This window comes from Polaribacter litoreus, assembly GCF_054584775.1.
Window position 1 is genome coordinate 174769 of sequence record NZ_JBTLRD010000001.1, and the last position, 15997, is coordinate 190765.

General features: G+C 34.8%; 9 protein-coding genes. 1 reads left to right on the forward strand and 8 read right to left on the reverse strand.

The window, feature by feature from the left end; translation table 11 throughout:
• The first annotated feature begins 214 nt into the window (after positions 1–214).
• Complete coding sequence (gene yiaK, locus ACW9UN_RS00645) at positions 215–1228, forward strand: 3-dehydro-L-gulonate 2-dehydrogenase (protein WP_459483062.1); 1014 nt, start codon at positions 215–217, stop codon at positions 1226–1228.
• 166 nt (positions 1229–1394) lie between these two features.
• Here yiaK and rhaT read toward each other — a convergent pair whose 3' ends face one another.
• The 8 genes from rhaT to ACW9UN_RS00685 all read right to left on the reverse strand — a co-directional run bounded on the left by rhaT (position 1395) and on the right by ACW9UN_RS00685 (position 15982).
• Positions 1395–2447: an L-rhamnose/proton symporter RhaT gene (gene rhaT / locus ACW9UN_RS00650; protein WP_459483063.1), complete on the reverse strand. Its 1053-nt coding sequence runs from the start codon at positions 2445–2447 to the stop codon at positions 1395–1397.
• A 25-nt stretch (positions 2448–2472) separates the two neighbouring features.
• Entirely contained in the window at positions 2473–2661 is a 189-nt protein-coding gene (locus ACW9UN_RS00655; RefSeq protein ID WP_459483064.1) for a hypothetical protein, read from the reverse strand.
• A gap of 101 nt (positions 2662–2762) precedes the next feature.
• On the reverse strand, positions 2763–5159 hold the full coding sequence (locus tag ACW9UN_RS00660) for a glycoside hydrolase family 3 N-terminal domain-containing protein (protein WP_459483065.1): 2397 nt from the start codon (positions 5157–5159) through the stop codon (positions 2763–2765).
• Between the two features lie 91 nt (positions 5160–5250).
• Complete coding sequence (locus ACW9UN_RS00665; RefSeq protein WP_459483066.1) at positions 5251–6663, reverse strand: hypothetical protein; 1413 nt, start codon at positions 6661–6663, stop codon at positions 5251–5253.
• 14 nt (positions 6664–6677) lie between these two features.
• Complete coding sequence (locus tag ACW9UN_RS00670) at positions 6678–8132, reverse strand: sulfatase (RefSeq protein WP_459483067.1); 1455 nt, start codon at positions 8130–8132, stop codon at positions 6678–6680.
• 32 nt (positions 8133–8164) lie between these two features.
• A complete protein-coding gene (locus ACW9UN_RS00675; RefSeq protein WP_459483068.1) occupies positions 8165–9394 on the reverse strand; it encodes an enolase C-terminal domain-like protein in 1230 nt (409 codons plus the stop codon).
• Between the two features lie 77 nt (positions 9395–9471).
• A complete protein-coding gene (locus tag ACW9UN_RS00680) occupies positions 9472–12750 on the reverse strand; it encodes a glycosyl hydrolase (RefSeq protein WP_459483069.1) in 3279 nt (1092 codons plus the stop codon).
• A complete protein-coding gene (locus ACW9UN_RS00685; RefSeq protein ID WP_459483070.1) occupies positions 12740–15982 on the reverse strand; it encodes a family 78 glycoside hydrolase catalytic domain in 3243 nt (1080 codons plus the stop codon). Before ACW9UN_RS00685 ends, ACW9UN_RS00680 begins: the two co-directional genes overlap by 11 nt.
• Positions 15983–15997 lie beyond the last annotated feature (15 nt).

The window sequence follows — 15997 nt, forward strand, 5'->3', positions numbered from 1 at the left end:
TATTGTTGAATATATTTTCTCGAAACTAATATTTATTGATAATATTAACATCCTGTGATGTCCTGTCCTCTCTTTTTTAAAATTTTTATTAAAAAGAATTTACATTACTTTTGACTTTCAAGCAAATAACCCAGGACTAAACACAAAGAATTTTAAACGCAAATATTATATTGTTTTGACTCAAAAAATTAAAGTATAACATAAAAAAGAATACATGACCAAAACTATTCAAAGTAAAGAAATGAATGATGTTCTTACTTCGCTCTTTAGTAAATATGGATTTAATAATGAAAAAGCGAAACTATTAGCTGAGGTTCATACAGAAAACACCTTACATGGTGTAAATTCCCATGGTATTAACAGGGTTCCTTTTTTTATTGAACAACTTAAATTAGGGTTAATTGCCAAAGATGTTGAACCAGAAAAAGTAGAAAGTTTTGGTTGTATAGAAAGATGGGATGGTAAACTAGGTTCAGGAGTAATAAACGCAATTAAATGTACGAATCGTACTATCGAAATTGCAAAAGAAAACGGAATGGGATTGGTAGCGCTTAGAAATACCAACCATTGGATGCGAGCTGGTTATTATGGCTGGATGATGGCAAAGCAGAACTGTATTGGTATTCTATTTACAAATACAGAACCTAATATGCCTGCATGGGGAGGTAAAGAAGCCAGGCTTGGCAATAATCCTTTAGTGATTTCTATACCTAGAAAAAAAGGACACATTGTACTTGATATGGCCATGACCCAATTTTCTTTTGGAAAAATGAACGAATATAAATTGAATAAGAAATCCTTGCCTTTTGATGGAGGATGGGATACCAATGGTAACCTCACAAGAAACCCTGAAGAAATTTTGACCACTAAAAGTGGACTTCCTATAGGTTATTGGAAAGGATCTGCACTCTCTATGGTTTTAGATATACTTGCTACTTTACTTTCGGCTGGAAAATCTACTTATCAACTTGGTTTAGAACCACACGAATATGGGGTATCTCAAGTTTATTTATGCATTAATCCTAATACGTATAATGATCTTGATCTTCAAGAAAAACTTACTGAAGAAATCATTGCTTACACTAAAGATATTACACCTACAGAGCCTAATGGAAAGACTTATTATCCTGGTGAGCGATCACTTATAAACAAAATTAAAAACCAAAAAGAAGGAATGAAAGTAAGTGAAGAAGTCTGGGAAAAAATAATCGAGTTAATCAACAAATAAAATATTATGAAAACTAACAGGTGAGTAAAAAATGGTCTTAAAAATAAAGCGACACAACTTTCGTGGTTATGTGTCGTTTGAAAGTCTGTGAGATGGAGATCCGAAAGAAATTATCAAAGACATGCTTTATGATTTTAAGAGGGAATTTAACAAAGGCTAGAATAGCTTAAATAGAGTTTCCAATACCCACCAAAACAACAGATAAAATAATCACAACAATTCCAGATGTTATGGTCCATTTTGTTTTTTTGGTGACACCTTGCCATTCTTTTCGATAAATTCCCCAGAGATTGGCAGTTAAAATAATCGTAGACATATGTAAAATCCAAGAACTTGCTCCATTTCCTAATTTACTTTCTCCCATTCCGTAAAAGAAAAATTGTAAAAACCATATGGTTCCTGCTAATGCGGAGAATAAAATATTATTACGTATTGGTGTACTTTTATTTGTAAAATCTTTATACGATTTATTTCTGATACTCAAAATGGTAGTCCATACTAAATTAGTAGCTAAACCACCCCAAAGAATCACCACAAAAGTAACATTGTTAGCAAACAAGTGGTCATATCCTGCTGCAACAGCAGCATCTGCTAAAGGCTTTCCCGCTTCTATACCAAAGCTAAAAAAGGAACTTAAAATTCCTGATAAGATTGCAACAATTAATCCTTTTATCAAATTGAATTCTGAAACACTCTTTTTCTTTTCTTCTTCTGATAATTCCTTCTCTTTTAGCATTCCCGCTTTTCCAGAAAGCGCAATTCCTAAAAGACATACTAAAACTCCGAGTAAAACAACTTGTCCGCCAGTAGAAGATAACATCTCAGTAAATGAAGTTTTACCTTCTTGCGGATTAAAATTATAATAAATTGATGGTACAATGGCTCCAAAAGCAGCACAAAATCCAAGTACAACTGAATTTCCTAATGACATTCCTAAATAACGCACTCCTAAACCATAAGACAAACCTCCTATACCCCAAAGTAAGCCCATTAAAAAGGTAATTCCTAAAATTGTATTGGAGCTTGATGCAATAATTTCTACAAAACCTGGTACTGTTAAATAAGCTGCAATGGGTGGCACAATTAACCAAGACATAATACCTCCAACCATCCAGTAGGTTTCCCAAGACCAACCTTTTACTTTATTATATGGCATGTAAAAACTACCTGCTGCTACGCCTCCTAATGAATGAAATAAAACTCCTAAAATTGCTTGCATAATTTTTTTTTAATATAAATTAGTATTAGATCTTATTGATGTACTCTAGATTTTTAGTTTTTGGAATAGGTGCATTCGTGTCTTTCCAGCCCATATCATCAACATTTATAATGATGATATTAGGAGCTGCTACCTCTTGTTTTTTGTTGCACGAAGCTAATACCAAAGTAAATAACAGTAAGGTTCTTAGCAGTAATTTGTACACCCTATTCATAAACTATTCTTCTTAATTTTTATATTAAAACGTGTTTTCTAAATGCAACACTAACCCTCATAAGTTTTACATTAGCTTCTCTGTGCGTTTTCTTATAAATCTTAACGCAACTTAAACTCTCCTTTTAGTTTGATATCAACAGAAGAAGCTCCAACGTTTACTTTAAATACGCCTGGTTCTACAATCCATGTATTATCTAAACCTAGCATTTCTAAATCGCGCTTGGGATTAATGGTAAATGTGACTTTACGAGATTCTCCTTTTTTTAAGGTTACACGTTCAAAACCACGTAACAACTGATCAAAAGGAGACACAGAGGCTATTTGGTCTCTAAGATATAATTCTACCACCTCATCACCATTACGATTTCCTGTATTTTTAATCGTACATCTTATGGTAATGGTATCGTTTACAGAAGGATTCGCAGGACTTATCTGTAAATCGTTATACTCAAAAGACGTGTAACTTAAACCATGCCCAAAGTGATACAACGGATTGACCAAACGTGTTTGTCCCCACCCGTTTGGATCGTTCTTTTTGCTTTGTCCGCCCCAAGCTTTTACACGGTATGGAAATGCCATTGGCAATTGCCCTACAGTACTTGGAAAAGTAACGGGTAGTTTTCCACCTGGATTGTAATCGCCAAATAAGGTTTCGGCAACTGCTTTACCTACTTTTTCACCACCAAACCAACTAACGATAATACCTGGCACATACTGGTCTGTCCAGTTGATAGAAGCCGCACGACCAATCATTAATACAACAGTTACAGGTTTCCCTGATTTTACCATTTCTTGAATTAATAAACTTTGGTGCCCAGGTAAATTAAGTGAAGTTCTAGAATGCGCTTCTCCTGTGGTAAAATGATCGTCTCCAACAACAACCACAATAGCGTCTGCTAACTTTGCTTTTTCCTTGGCTTCATGAAGTGCTGCCAATTCTTCTTCATTGGGAGCTATTTGCATCACATCCGATTTTGGAAACATTGCATCTACATGTTCGCAACCTTTGGCATACAATACATCTACTTTTTTTCCTAATCGTGCTTTAATTCCTTTTAAAGGCGTAATTACTTTTGACAGTCCTGGCCCGTACTTGCTAATCATTGGTTTTACATGGTTGGCGTTAGGTCCGGTTACTAATAATTTCTTGATTTTCTTAGCATCTAAAGGTAACGCCTCATCCTGATTTTTTAAAAGTACGATAGATTTTCTAGCGGCTTCTAAAGTAATGGCTTCATGTTCTTTATTATGTACAATGCTTTCCGCTTTATCGGCGTCTACAAAAGGCGTATCAAAAAGTCCTAATTTAAATTTTACACGTAACACATCGGCTACTCTAGCGTTTACGGTTTCTTCTGTAACTTTTCCTTGCTTTACAGCATCACGTAAGGGCTGTACCAAATCTTCCATTTTTTTAAAATCGGTACGTACATTAAGCCCTGCGTTGTAAGCTTTAGCTATGGCATCAACAACGGTTGGTTCTGTTTTATGTTTGGTATACTGCCAAAAATCTGCGCCACTATCTGAAACCACATAACCTTTAAAACCGTATTGGTTTCTTAACAATTCGGTTAAAAAATAATGACTTCCTGTTACAGGAACACCATCATAGGTATTTAAAGAACTCATGGTACCCATCACATCAGTTTCTGTAAATACTTTGCGAAATGGTGCTAACAATAACTCGTGCATATCGCGAAAAGGTACTTGAGGATCGGTACGCCCTCCTCCATCACGTCCACCACTAGGAATACTATACGCTGCAAAATGTTTTACAGTGGATGCCATGCCCGCAGATTGAATACCATTGACTTGTGCTTTTCCCATCTCACCTACTAAAAACGGATCTTCTCCATAACACTCTACCGCGCGCCCCCATCTTGGATCTCTACTTACATCTAGTATGGGAGAATACACGTTGGTATAACCTACAGCTTTTCCTTCTCTACCTGTTACCATACCTACGCGTTTTACCAAATCTAAATCCCAAGTGGCTCCTATTCCTGTTTGGTTTGGAAAATTAGAGGCGTTGATATACCCCACACCGCGAATGCCTTCGCAGGTAAAATCGACTGGGATTCCCAAACGCGTTTCTTCTAAAAACCATGCTTGAATTTCATTCATTAATTCTGCGTGTTCTTTAAAGCCTAGATACGGTTTAATACCTCCACGTCCATTCATGTGCTCGTCTAAATTACCCGCGCCATCTTTCCAGATGCGTTTTTTCCAATCTTCTGTAGGATGTATGTCTTTAATGACTCTTTTGTATCCGTAAATAGTTCCAAACTGACAGGTTTTTTCATCTAATGTCATTTGAGACAATAGGTCTTCTACACGTTTATCTATGGGTGCATTCGGATTTTCATAGACATCCATTTTCCCATTTTTGTTCAAATCATTCCACTCTTTTTTATAGATTTTAGAATTTGTCTGCGCTATACTTAGTGTTGAAAACAACAGTAGTAAGTAGCTTATGGTAAAAAGTTTTTGTTTCATTTTATTTTAATTTTCTTTCAACTTAAAATTGAAATTGATTTAATACTTGGGAGCTCATTTGATATGATTTAACCCAGAATAAGGTTCTCTATTAGCAAATACGGACCACTCGTAAATTTAAAATATTTCCTAATTTTTCTATTTTGTTGGCAATATGTCCTACCCCAATAGCACAATGATGTGATGGTCCTTGTTTAGACCATTCATTCATAAATACTCTAGCGCCTATTGAAAAACGGTAACGACTGTTTGTGTTACCTATTTGTAATATTGGACCTTCAACAGACTCTCCTTCAGCCACTAATAGAAACACATCGTCTTTACCTTCAACAACTGATAATAAGGTTACTGGACCATGTTTTACAGTCATTTGAATAGACAACCCTTTACCTGGTTTTCCATGATAAACTGGTAATGGCACTAATTGAACATTACCTTCTGCAATTGCAAAATGTGCTGGCCCGTCATGACCAAGCATAACAATATCATCATTAAAATCCATTGCATAAAATTCAGAAAACGAACCGCCTACACCAAAAGCATCCATAATTTTCATGGCTTGTGCATTCTTCACTTCATATTCTCCTGCTACTGGAACATTTTTTCCCGTTAACAATGTGTTTCCGGCAATTACAGAAGTTACAATATTTTCATATTCGTTAGCATTTTCACCTTCGTAATAATAGGCTAAAGAACCTAAATCGTGGTTTTCTACCAATTTATCTAAAGCTATGGATGTTTTTGCTGCACGAACCAATTCTTCTTCTTCACAAGCATTAATCACTTCAAAATTAGTTTTAAACTCTTTCAATTTTTCATCAACCTCAACTTGTGTAACCGCATCTCTGTATTTTTTCACTTCACACATCTCCACAATTTCTATGTGTGTTCCAAAGGCTGAAGACTGTTTGGTTAAATCGGAATATACATCTAGCATTCCAGCATAATAATGCCCTAAAACTCCCAATCTGTTATTTTGCATTATAGCAGCAACTTTGGCAGCATCTATCCAATCCTGAATCTCATCCCAAACGACTTGTTCTCCTAAATAGCCTGTAACAAATTCATAATCAATTCCTGCACGATTAAATACATTCGCAAATTCTGGTACAGAACAAGCTTGACAATGTGCCAACCACTCTCCTGTCATTTTTCCACGATCTCCTAGCGCATTAAAACTATCGTAATCTATAGCGGCAACAGGTTGTATGTTTAAAATAATCACAGGGCATTTTACTTTTTGTACTACTGGTAATACTGTTGATGATAAGGCATACGTTGAGATGTATAAAAATAAGATGTCTACATCCTCTTTTTTTAGCACCTCTGCTTTTTCTCTAGCAACCACAGGAGAATCTACCAAATCAACATTTACAACCTCAGCACCAAAACTTTCCATTTTAGTAGCAATTTGTTGTTGATAACCTTCTAAACGCTCTAATAGTCCTTCAAATTGTGGCCAATAGGTATCTAAACCTATTCCAAATAATCCTACTTTTATCATTATTTAATTTATTTTTACTTTAGATTTAACCTAGACCTTAACTTCACTTTTAAGTCTTTAACTAATTCTGGATATTCTTCAGCTATATTCTTGGTTTCCTTTTCTTCAGTCGTGTGGTCGTATAACTCTACATACCCATCTTTATGAAGTGTCATCCTATGTGTTTCCGTTCTAATGGTTGAAGCTTTATTTGTATATGATATAGCTGTATGACCATTGGAATTCGGATTAACCAATATCTCTTTTAGCGATTCTCCTTGAATATAATTTGGCTTTTCAATACCTGTTAAATCACATAAAGTAGGGAAAAGATCGAGGGTTTCAACGACAGCATCAGTATTAGATCCTGACTGTTCCATCCCAGGGTAGTGAATGATTAGAGGAGAATGCAAGGACTCTTCAAACAAACTATGTTTCCCCCAAACGGAGTGCTCTCCCAAGTGCCAACCGTGGTCGCCCCAAAGCACAACAATGGTATTCTTATCCGCACCTGTTCTTTTCAGTTCGGCTAAAACTTTACCAACTTGAGCATCGGCATAGCTCACACAAGCGGCATAATGACGACGTACTTCATCCGCAAAAGCTATATCTTTATTTGGGTTTTTACCCCAACGATTATATCCCATAAACTCACCAGAGCCATGCCATGTTGTTTTTCCTTCTGGTTTTTGAGGGTGATTTATTGCTGGCAGTTTAACGCCTTCATACCTGTCATAGTAAGTTTTAGGCGCACCGAAGGGTAAGTGGGGTTTAATAATTCCAACAGCAAGAAAATATGGTTTTTCATTATTGCTTGCCAGTTCGCGCAGCTGCTTTAAAGCTTCATCGGCAATTGCTCCATCTGGATAAATGTTATCATTCCCTTCTACCGTTTGAAAAACGTCCATACCACCTCTTGTTACCCGAATCTCTCCATTAGCTAATCCGTGCATCATCCCACGCGGATGTTGCCATTCCGCAACTGGCATCAAATATCTATCCCATGCATTTGGCATTTCAATTTTTGTACTATCATTCCAATTTTTACCACCTCTTCCTCCAGGGTGATGAGATACTTTCCCGACTGAAACTGTTCTATAACCATGTGCTTTAAACCACTCTGGCATACTTTGTTTTGTTTCTTCTTTGCCATTTTTTATTTTCTTTGCTCTAAGAAAAAGTGCGTTATTTCCAGCTGGCCCATATTGTCCTGTTAATAAGGTATATCGAGATGGACCGCAACTTGGGGCATTTACAAAATGATTTTGAAAGGCTACCCCTTTTGCTGCAAAAGCATCTATGTTTGGTGAACTTATATAGTCTGCTCCAAAGCTCTTTAATTCTGGACGAAGGTCATCCACACAAATAAGTAGCACATTTGGCTTTTGAACAATTTGTTCTTTTTGACAACTCGTTATCATAAAAAAAGATAACGCCGCACAAATTAACGGTATTGTCTTTTTAAGGTTCATCATTATATTTTTTATCATTTTCAATATTCTTTTAAAAATTTGTATTTATGTTAAACTTCTATATACAATTCACTTACTTTTTTCAAACGGTCTGTATCTATTTCTAGTCCAAAACCAGGTGATGGTTTAAAGGAATAATATCCATTGGGTTCCTTTTTTGTAGCAGCGCTTTGCAAACATTCTAAATAGTTTTTAGAATCTTCTTTTTTCTCAATGGCTTCTACCCAAGTGGCGCCAACGCCTATTGCTATTTGTTGCCACGCAGAACAAGCAGGTCCAACTAAACTATCATCACCTATCATTACTTTTGCACCTATTTCCTTTACTTTATGGGCTAATTTTGCTGTGTGGGTTAAACTTCCCATTGTAGATGGATGCAAATTGTAAATGTGTCCCATTCCTTTTTGCATTATGTTGATTCCTTTCCAAGCAGGTCGCATAGGAGCATCAGGAATTAAAGTTAAATCAGCCACCATTTCTTGTAATTCTATCCATTGTTTTGTTTTTAAATGTGCAGGATCTTCTATGGCATTTAATCCGTTTTCTTTAAAACGATCTAAAATCCCTTTTAATTCGTCTAATGATTTCCACTTTTTATAGCCTTTATTCACGTCTGAAATTACTACAGCTTCATTTCCTAAAACATCTCTAATGGTTTTAAGTAACTTCATATCCACTTTTTCATCACCATACATTTTAAATTTTAGATGATGACCAAGGTTTTGTTCTATACTTTTTTCAGTTTCTTCTCTAACTTTTTTCTCGTCCTTGTCTAGTATGCAATACAATCCTGGCACTGGTTTAATTCCTGTTAAACCTAATAATTTAACAGCAGGTTTATTTTGCAATCTTCCTGAAAGATCTAAAAGTCCCATATCTAAAGACTCCAACATTTTTAAAGATCGTTTTGAACCCAAAACTTGTTCTGATGCTAATAATTTTTGAGCTTCACCTAAAGTCATTCCTTTAAATTGCTTTAAATAATCAACCCAAGCCGTTGGTTTAAAATCTGGATTATTTTTTGAGGCTGGTGTTTCTGTCCAACCATAAAAATTTCCTGATGATATTTTTATAAATAAATGCTGACGATTGTGCCAAGTACCCCAAGAAAAATAACGAGGTATATTAATATCGTATCGAAATATTTCGATTTTTGTAATCTTTTCGTTTAAATATTCATTTCCATTTTTAGGTACACAAGCAGATAAAAGAGGATATGTTGCACCAACAATACCCCATGCTGACATATTTTTTATAAAATCGCGTCGGTTGGTTTTCATACTGAAGTAAATATTTTTAAATCACTTAAGATTGATGAAATTACTTATTCAAAAACATTGGCTATTCTTAAAATTCACTAATAATTTATAGACTCAATTACCACTGGCCCTAACAATCCTGAAGGTTGTAAGTTAGATTCTGGCTTAATATCATCAGTTACCAACCAAGTATATTTTTCTTCTTTTGGTCTTTGTTTATCTTTAATTAATTGGTTTCTCCAAAGGTTAACTACTTCAACTTCTAATTGATTTTCTCCTTTTTGTATCGCTTTTGATATGTTTAAACGATAAGGTGCTATCCAAACACCTCCTAAATCTTTTCCATTCAATTTTACTTTAGCCATTACAGAAAGTTTGCCTAAGTTGATATAAACTTCTTGATTTTTTGGAAGTTTATCCACATTAAAGGTTGTGGTATAATTTGCTGAGCCTGAGTAATACTTTATTTTTTCATTTTCTGAGGTTGACCAATCTTCTAAAGCACTAAAAACAACAGGCTCTTTTGGACCAATTTCTTTGTTAAAAAAATCTACAGTAAACGACTCTTTTAACTCAGTTATCTTTTCAAAACTTGGAAAATTTTTGGAATTCATTGGTTTTGCTAATGATTTATTTTCTTTAGCAAATACAACAAACCAACTTTGAGCAACATTCAATTTTAAAGGTATTTTTATACCAGTTTCAGTAATTTCAAAATCAGGTAATGCTCTGATTTCTCCTGAAACTGCATCCCACAATTGTGGTTTTAATTTTTTATTGACCCTAAATACTGGAGCTATTTCTATTTCTTTATTACTTTGGTTAGTGATAAAATACACGTCCATTTCTGATGTACTTCTATGCGTCCATAATACAGGTGCATCATCAGCAATGGTAACATCTTTTGTGAGGTTTAAATCTAAAAAAACTTCTGCCAATTCGTAACCATCAAACACTTTTCCTTCTCCATATTCTTTTGTCATTTTTCCAGTTTTGTAATTTCCATCCCACATTTTGTTGGCGATAGTTTTAACGATATGGTCACTTGCTGGGTAATTTTCTAAACTTGGTGATTTTTCTGGTTTCTGCCCTAAAATTATTCCACCTTGTGCTACTAAACTTTCTATCTTCTGCAACAATTCTGGTCGCATGGTTTTAAAAGGTGGTAATACCATTACTTTGTAAGACATGCCATCTGGCAATACAAAACGACCATCTTTTACGGATAATCTTTTTAAAATAACTTCTGCATTAATGTAATCATAAGAATAACCTTTAGGAATTTCAGGAACCCTTCCACCTGTCATTATTGGAGCGTCTTCTCCAATAAAATAACACACATCAGCCACATATTTTCCTTGTTGTAATAAATATTGACAGCGTCGCAAATAATCAAAATAAGTATCCGCTTGACGGAACCACGTATTATGACGATTAAATTCTGTACCAAACCAAGCGTTCATTCCTGGTTTTCGATTATCATCTGGCTGTTGAATGTACAAATGTAAGACAAAGTGATTGATGCCTTCAGTTAACGCCCAATCTCCTCGTTTTTTTAGCATTGCAGGATGTCTTAAATAGGTTTTTCTGGCGGATGTAAATGCTTCTGCAGAAGTTATGGGTTTTCCGTAAGTATGTGCTGTTGATGATGATGCTTTACATTCAATATTTCCTAAAGTACCTTCGTTCCAAAACTCGCCAGCAATTAAATCAGATTGACCTCCATACATCATAAATTCTCCAGGAAACCCCCAATGACCATAGTTTTCTAACCAAGTTTTAAGGTTGTGTTTGTTACTTGCTTTTTTTAAGGCACCAACGTATTCATACGCCACATCATCTGCAATAGTTCGTCTTAAATCCCAAAGAAAACGCTCTGATTCGTCAACACTTCCTACAATTCTACCTGAAAGAACTGGTAAATATTTTACAGGGTCGTAACCGTATTTTTCTTTAAATTTTACTTCATAATTATCGGTCCAGTTTTGAGAACCCATTTCGTAACTGTCTGCAATTACATATTTAAAAGCAGGTTTGCTTTCTTCTGGAATTCGCTTTAGCAATTCGCCCACAAAATTATCGAAGTGATATTGCACCAGTTCGCTATTCATTTTATCAATTTCGTAACCTACACCTTGTGGTGCAGCAGGCGCATTTTTGGTTCCTGTAGGTGTCATCCCTAATCTTAAAATAGTCCAATTACCTTTTGGAGCATTCCATTTTAAATGTCCATTTTCATCAATTTTATCGCTAATATCAATAACTTCATCAGGGTTTATACTTAAATTTTCTGATAGTAATTCATTTTGCTTTTTAAATATATAGGTATTCCAATTGGGTTTAGGAGATGTGTGCATTTTACCCAACTGTTTTTCTATATATTTCTCTAAAACTGGAGCTTCTGAAATGTTGATATTTGCAATACCATAACCTCCATTTCTAACAATTCTAAAATCAGTAAATTTCAATTTGAACTGTTTTGCTTTTACATCTGGTATATCTGTAGCATAAGCACCCTTTTTTATAGGCCCCACATTTGGTGTCATTCTAATACGATTGAAAGGAAACTTTTTGATTACTTTTTCTTTACCATTAATTGTAGCATATAACGTTACGTTACAAGTAAATGGTTTGCTAGGTACTATAGCAATAGAACGTGCTGTAATCACATCCTCCATTGTAAAGGTTATTTCTAATGCTTTTTTCTTTTCGGGTACAAAACTAATATCAGTATTGATGTTTCCATCAATTAAACCACTAACATTTAAATTATAATTGTTCGTTACTTTTGTAGAAATATGTTGAATACTTTTATCTTCTTCAAGAAGCGCTTTAAAAGCTAATGTGTGCGTATCTTGAAATTTATTGTTAGGTCGCTTTAATTTTAAATTAACTAGTTTTCCACCAGCAACTTTGGTTTCACTAAAGGTTAAATAGCGCATCGCTTTTTTAGCATCTACCCAAGGGCCACCACTTTGACTCCAACCAGGGCAATTAAAAACGCCAATATCTACACCAATTCGTTTTCCTTCAACTACGGCGTGTACCATATGAGACCACCAATCTTCACTTAGCATGGGTACTTTTCCATCTTTACGAGCAGGATTGATGTTACCAATTAAAGCGCCACCAATACCTGCTTTTTTCATCGCCTCTAAATCTTTGGTAATCCCTTCTTTAGAAATGTCGTCATTAATCCAATACCAGTAACACCATAAATTATTATCTGGTGTTGGGTTTATAAAATCAGATTGGATTACATCAAAATATTTAAAATTATCCTGTTTAGGAGCATTAGAATTTTTACATCCTAAAGAGAGAAATACAACACAATTTAGAATAACAAATGAATTCTTTAAATGGTGTTTATGCTTCATTATTATAGATTTTCAGTTCTTTTATTGATGGTTCTTTTTTTGCATCAACAATAAATAACCTACATTTTGTAGATGTGATGTTTTCAAATTGATGCGTTTTATTTGTACCACAATTTTTTCCTTCTGTGATATCTTTCCATTTATCATTTTGCCAATATTGTAGTTTATATGAAGAAATATTATTCTCATATTCATCTACAACAATTTGATTAAAGGTTTGTGGTTTCACCCATTCTACCTCCAAATATTGATTTTTGGTTTCTGTAGCCAACCAACGTGTTTCTTCATCTTCATCATTTACCCTAAAGGCTTCAAAAACTGGTAATTTTTCAGTTTGAATACACATAGATGAGGCATTCATTCTTCCTAATTTTGCAAGATTTTTAATATCATCTAAAGGTGCTGGAAATTGTGTTTTAGGCATTTCATCAACTTTAAAATCATAAATTCCAGAAGTAATTTTGTAAATTATGTAATTACCAACAGCTTTGCTTTTTTCTGTTCCTATAAAAGTAATTCCTTCTGCATTTTCAGCCAATACACTACTTTCTTGAATTCCATCTTTACTTGTTGCTGGTAAATACACTTTTGCACTTGTATTTACAGGAACTTCAATATGAAATGTTGCACCTTTCCCTTCTTTTTTCCAGTTGACAACTACATTACCATACATCGATTCATATTCGGTATTTACAAAGGTTAAATCGCCAACAAGTGCTGGTTTAATCATCATATTTTGCATTCCTAATTCTTCAGGATTTGGGCGAATTCCACCAAAACCTTTGATAAAATATCCGCCAATTCCAGTATAACAGGTATGGATTTGGCTGTTACCAATTGCAGACCAACGTTCTGGCCAAACCGTTTTGCCTTGTTCTAAAAAATAGCCATAACTAGGGTGATGCTTGTCTCTTAACAACTCGTAAATTAAATCCATACGTTCTCCATACTCTGTAAAGTAACGAGTATATAATGCCTGTCCTGAACTTCCGGTGTCGTAATATGGAAATTTATACAATATATTATCCACCAAAACATCTTCTACTTTTTCTTTTTCAGATAAAGGCGTTACACCAGATAGCAATGCAAAGGCTTGATCTACTTGATAACCCTTTAAATATTTACCAGTTTCTGGATTGTAAGACAATTTATGAGTGGCCTCTTGTTGTACTTTTAATCTTTCTGCATAGATTTTAGCATCCTCAGTTTTGCCCAAAGTCTCTGCAATTTGCATTGCATTTTCCAACATAAACGCATACACACAATTGTTAAAATGTGCAGCGTCTGGAGAATTACTACTGGTCCAAAAATTACCTCTTGGAGTACACCAATCTCCTAAACCTGGCATTTCTCTTTTTCCTTGTTCTCCTATTTTTAAAGCGCCACCAATATTAAAATTAGAGTGTTCATACAACCAATTCATCCATTTTTGCATCGATTTATAATTGTCTATTAACACTTTTTTGTCCCCTAACATTCTATAGGTTTCCCAAACAGTTAACGGACTATTGGCTTTCCACATTAAAAACGGACGATCTTCTTCATTTAAAACCGCTCTTGTTTGTCCATCAGGGAGTTGCGCATCTCTAGTGTATTGTAAATACTGATCCATATACGCGCCACTTTCAAAGTTTGACAAGGCATCTCCATACATTGCAGCTACAGTAACTTCTCCCCAACCACGTCTTTCACGATGTGGGCAATCTACCAAAAGTCCGTCCATAGTATTGGCTAAATACGTATTTAAGTTGATTTGATAAATTTGATTGAGTTGCTCGTTTGAAGATGTAAACTTACTGACCTGTCTTCGATCATTGGTAACCACATATCCTTTTGCATCTTCTATTTTAGGTTGATATTTTAATCCGTAAACGGTAACCCATCTACCACCTGCAACATTAAAACGATTTTGAAATTTCCCTTTTCCAGATTTCCCGTAAATGTATTTACTCTTTTGGTTCCAACTTGTGGTTGTTTCTGTTTGATCGCTTATTTCAAACAAAATAGAATCGCCTTCTACACCTTTATACAGATCCATTTCGAAAAAACCAGTGTAGTTTTCGCCCATATCAATTCTGTACGTTCCGTCTTCATTTTTATCAACTCCAATCGCTTTTATTTCTTTAAATTTTACCTGAGGCTCTACCATTTGTGCGCTTAAAGTAGCTCTTATAGGGCTGTATAATGCACGTACTTCTCTATCTTTTCTGCTATTTAATGCAAAACTGATGTTGTTACCATCTGGTATTTTAGCGTTTAATTCTTTGTGATTGTACACACTGGCATTCATCCAATTGCTATCATCATATGCTACTGTATTCCAATCATTTTCTCGTTTACGGTCATCAATGGTTTCGCCTCCAAAACGCAAAATATCCCAATCGCCATAATATTCAGTATAACTCTTTTTGGTTTTCCAACTGGTATCTGTTTTTAGGGTGATATTTTTTCCTCCAGCTACAATTTCTGCTTGCGCTTTAAACACAAAAGGGATGTTTCTGTACTCTCTAATGCGTCGCCAACGAGCCCAACCTGCAGCGTGCCAAATGGCAATAACGTTATCTCCTTTTTTTAGTTTATCTGAAATATCATAAGTTAAATACGCAATTCTTTTCTTCATATAGGTAGAAACAGGATTCATTACATTTTCCGTAATTTTTTCTCCATTTACATACAATTCGTGATACCCAAAAGATCCAACAAAAACAAATGCAGATTCAGCGTCATCTGAAAGTGTTACCTTTTTTCTGTACCAATTGTGGTCTGTTTTTTTCTGATCTGATTTTAAAATCCAATCGCCTTTCCAATCCGATTGCTTTAATAAGCCCATTGAAAATTTCCCATAATCGCTCCAATTTGAGGCATTCCCATCTTTATCCCAAACTTTTACTTTCCAGAAATAGGGTTTCGCAGATTGTAATTCATTTCCTTTATACGTGTTATTCACAGATTGATTGGAATCTACCTTACCAGAATCCCAAACATCTGCAATATTTTTATCAAGGTTTTCTAAACTACTAGCTACAAAAATTTGATAAGCAGTTTGTTTTTGTCCTCTAGTTTGATTCGATTCAAAAAGTTTCCAACTTAAACGAGGTTTTGTATTCTCGATTCCTAATGGATTTTTGCGGTATTCGCATTTTAAATCGTCTACTTTTATTACTGATGAGGATTCGCATCCATAAAAAACAGCTATAAGAAAAATTAATATGAATGGGTACCTTTTAATCATTTGTGAATTTTTGGA

What these genes read in the sequence shown, in the direction of transcription:
- ACW9UN_RS00675 (WP_459483068.1), bottom strand. Translation starts at nt 9,394, where the DNA reads ATGAAAACCAACCGACGCGATTTTATAAAAAATATGTCAGCATGGGGT.
- ACW9UN_RS00665 (WP_459483066.1), bottom strand. Translation starts at nt 6,663, where the DNA reads ATGATAAAAGTAGGATTATTTGGAATAGGTTTAGATACCTATTGGCCA.
- rhaT (WP_459483063.1), bottom strand. Translation starts at nt 2,447, where the DNA reads ATGCAAGCAATTTTAGGAGTTTTATTTCATTCATTAGGAGGCGTAGCA.
- yiaK (WP_459483062.1), top strand. Translation starts at nt 215, where the DNA reads ATGACCAAAACTATTCAAAGTAAAGAAATGAATGATGTTCTTACTTCG.
- ACW9UN_RS00685 (WP_459483070.1), bottom strand. Translation starts at nt 15,982, where the DNA reads ATGATTAAAAGGTACCCATTCATATTAATTTTTCTTATAGCTGTTTTT.
- ACW9UN_RS00660 (WP_459483065.1), bottom strand. Translation starts at nt 5,159, where the DNA reads ATGAAACAAAAACTTTTTACCATAAGCTACTTACTACTGTTGTTTTCA.
- ACW9UN_RS00670 (WP_459483067.1), bottom strand. Translation starts at nt 8,132, where the DNA reads ATGATAAAAAATATAATGATGAACCTTAAAAAGACAATACCGTTAATT.
- ACW9UN_RS00655 (WP_459483064.1), bottom strand. Translation starts at nt 2,661, where the DNA reads ATGAATAGGGTGTACAAATTACTGCTAAGAACCTTACTGTTATTTACT.
- ACW9UN_RS00680 (WP_459483069.1), bottom strand. Translation starts at nt 12,750, where the DNA reads ATGAAGCATAAACACCATTTAAAGAATTCATTTGTTATTCTAAATTGT.